Below are 2,915 nucleotides of genomic sequence, written 5' to 3' on the forward strand. Positions count from 1 at the left end.
GGAAGTACCCGCTGGAGTTGCGTGACCGGGCGGTCCAGATGTACCGGGCTGCCGAGCCGAAGCCGGTGATCCGCCGGATGGCCGAGGAACTCGGCGTGCACCACGAGGCCCTGCGCAACTGGATCCGCCAGGCCGAGGCCGACGCGGGCGAACGCGGCGACATGCTTACCACCGCAGAGCGTGCCGAGCTGGCCGCCCTGCGGAAGGAAAATGCCCAGCTCAAGCGGGCGAACGAGGTCCTGCGGACGGCATCGGCTTTTTTCGCGGCCCAGCTCGACCCGACCCGGCCCAGGTGACAGGACTGCTCGACGAGCACCCGCACCTGGGGGTCGAGCCCGTACTCCGGGAACTTTCCATCCCCTCCTCCACCTACTACCGATGGCGCCAGGCCGAGACCGCGCCGTGCGAACGGCACCGCCAGGACGCCGAGCTGACGGGCATGATCCGCCAGGTCCACGACGAGTCCGGCGGCATCTACGGCTCACCCCGCGTGCACGCCGTCCTCAAGCGTGAGGGCACTCGCGTCGGCCGCAAGCGCGTCGAACGGCTCATGCGCCAGGCCGGCCTGGCCGGGATCAGCCCCCGACGGGGCAAGAGCTTCACCCGCCGAGACCCCTACGCCGATCTCGCCCCTGACCTGGTGCAACGCGACTTCACCGCGAGCGGGCCGAACCGGTTGTGGGTCACCGACCTGACCATGGTCACGACGCTGGAGGGCCCGCTGTGGCTTTCCGCGATCCGGGACGCGTTCTCCCGCCGGGTGGTGGCCTGGGAGACCTCCGCCCATGCGGACGCCGACCTGGTCCTGACATCGCTGGAGTATGCCCTGGCCAGCCGCGAAGTCGCGCCGGGTGAACTCATTCACCACGCGGACCACGGCTGCCAATACACGTCCGTGAAGCTCACAACACGCCTGGTCAGGGCCGGTATCCAGGCGTCCATGGGCTCGGTCGGCGACTCGTACGACAACGCCCTCGCGGAAAACCTGTGGATGGTGATCAAGACCGAGTGCATCCGCGGCCGGGTCTTCGCCACACGCGCCGAGGCGAACCTCGCGCTCTTCGAGTACATCGACGGACCCTGTTGCCCAATTGGGTGACTCTGGCGTGATCATCGGTCATGTGGCCTGCCAGCCCGGGAGTGTGGTGCGGAGCGGTTCGGGGGCGTGAGACCGGGCGTCCGGCTGCGGGACTGGGGGGTGGTGCGGTGTCTATGAAGCCGGGATCAGGGGCGGAGGTGCCTGCGGTGACGAGGGACGTCGCTCGGGCTGCGTTCCCCAAGGGCTGTCTGGCGATGAGGATCCGGGACAACCTTGGCCCGCTGTTCGCGGACAAGGAGTTCAAGGAGGCTTTCGGGGTCCGCGGGCGCCCTGGCATCTCGCCTGGCCAGCTGGCGCTGGTCAGCATCCTGCAGTTCGCCGAGAACCTGACTGATCGCCAGGCAGCACACGCGGTGCGAGCCAGGATCGACGTGAAGTATCTGCTGGGCTTGGAGCTCACCGATCCTGGTTTCGACCACACCGTGCTGACCGGATTCCGGGGTCGACTGCTTGCGCACGGTCTCGAGGAGAAGGTCCTGGACCTGCTGCTGGAGCGGCTCGCCGGGATGGGGCTGGTCGCCTCAGGCGGACGGCAGCGCACCGACTCGACACACGTCCTGGCCTCGGTCAGAACCCTCAACCGCCTGGAGTTCGTCGGGGAGACGCTGCGGGCTGCGCTGGAAGCACTCGCCACCGCGGCGCCGGACTGGATGCGGACATCGATGGACCCTGCCTGGCAGGAACGCTACGGGGCCAGGGTCGATGCTTACCGGTTGCCGACGGACGAGCAGGAGCGGCGTGAACTCGCCCGGCAGATCGCCGCCGACGGTTACTGCCTGCTTGAAAGCGTCTTCACGTCGAGGGCGCCGGCATGGCTGCGTCAGGTGCCGGCCGTCACCGTCCTGCGCACCGTGTGGGTGCAGCAGTTCACCCGCACCATCGCCGATGGAAACGAGGAGGTGGCATGGCGGGGGAAGGACGATCTCCCGCCGAGCAGAGTGCTGATCGCCTCGCCCTATGACCCCGATGCCCGGTACTCGAAGAAACGTGGATCCGCCTGGGTCGGCTACAAGATCCACATCAGCGAGAGCTGTGACGACCCCAAAGAGTCGAAGCGCCCACACCTGATCACCCACGTCGTCACGACCGACGCCACGGTAAACGACGCGATGGTCGTCGACGAGGTCCACGACCGTCTCGCCAGCAGGGATCTCCTGCCGGCGGAACACCTGCTGGATGCCGGATACACCTCCGCCGAACTGCTGCTGACCGCACCGGTCTCCCATGGCGTCACCGTCACCGGGCCGGTGCGGTCAAACACCACCCGACAGGCGGCCGGCGGCGGCTTCGGCAAGACCGCTTTCACCATCGACTGGCTTGCTAAGCAGGCTGTCTGCCCGACAGGTGCCACGAGCAGGTACTGGACAGAAGGCCTGGACAACAACGGCCGGGACGCGATCCGAATCCGCTTCGCGACCGCCACCTGCGCACCCTGCCTCGTACGCGATCAGTGCACCCGCTCCACCCAATACGGACGGCAGCTGACCGTCCGCCCGCAGGACCAGGACGCGATGCTCGAACGCGTCCGCGCCGAGCAGTCCACGGACGAGTGGAAGCAACGCTACGCGGCCCGAGCAGGGGTGGAAGGCACCATCCATCAGGCCGTCGCGACTGCTGGAGCCCGCCGGACCCGCTACGTCGGCTTGCCCAAGACCCACCTTGCGCACGTGCTCACAGCAACCGCCGTCAACCTGATCCGCCTCGACGCCTGGTGGAACGAAACCCCGCTCGCCCGCACCCGTGCCTCCCGACTCGCCGCCCTCGACCTCGCAGCATGACATCAATTAGGCAACAGGGTCATCGACGGCTTCTACAA

3 protein-coding genes are annotated in these 2,915 nt (G+C 67.8%); all 3 read left to right on the plus strand.

The window, feature by feature from the left end:
* The coding region (locus ACIQUT_RS40220) for a transposase (protein WP_403570685.1) at positions 1-296 on the plus strand (296 nt) is incomplete at its 5' end.
* Positions 293-1,099: an IS3 family transposase gene (locus ACIQUT_RS40225; protein ID WP_403570686.1), complete on the plus strand. Its 807-nt coding sequence runs from the start codon at positions 293-295 to the stop codon at positions 1,097-1,099. The genes ACIQUT_RS40220 and ACIQUT_RS40225, both read left to right, overlap by 4 nt.
* Positions 1,100-1,206: 107 nt before the next feature.
* The gene (locus ACIQUT_RS40230; RefSeq protein WP_403570688.1) at positions 1,207-2,877 is read left to right on the plus strand and encodes an IS1182 family transposase; all 1,671 of its coding nucleotides are present in this window, start codon (positions 1,207-1,209) and stop codon (positions 2,875-2,877) included.
* Positions 2,878-2,915 lie beyond the last annotated feature (38 nt).

Origin of the sequence: Streptomyces sp. NPDC090445, from assembly GCF_044769385.1 — a bacterium.
GTDB lineage: Bacteria > Actinomycetota > Actinomycetes > Streptomycetales > Streptomycetaceae > Streptomyces.